This window comes from Halorubrum sp. SS7 (assembly GCF_005435055.1).
GTDB classification, from domain to species: domain Archaea; phylum Halobacteriota; class Halobacteria; order Halobacteriales; family Haloferacaceae; genus Halorubrum; species Halorubrum salinarum.
This window is the reverse complement of record NZ_SGXV01000728.1, coordinates 1-220: the sequence shown is the minus strand read 5'-3', so window position 1 is coordinate 220 and position 220 is coordinate 1. Positions and strand designations below refer to the sequence as shown.

At 62.7% G+C, this 220-nt stretch carries 1 pseudogene; it reads left to right on the top strand.

Going from position 1 to position 220, the window contains the following annotated elements:
* Nucleotides 1-220, top strand: a pseudogene (locus tag EXE44_RS19725) (hypothetical protein); the annotation flags it as partial.

Genomic DNA, 220 nt, shown 5'->3' with positions numbered 1-220 from the left:
TGGGCACGAACACGCTCACGTTCGAGACGAGCGCGTACGTCGACGCTGTGGGCGAGTACGAGGTCGTCCTCGTCTATTGGAACGAGGCGACGACGACCGGACCGAGCGGCCGACAGCGGACGTACGCGGCGAATCAGGAGATACAGCGCGTTAACATCAACGTCCAGAAAGGCCGCGACGCGTCGCAGATCGCGCTTCACCCGCACTTTGACGAGACCAA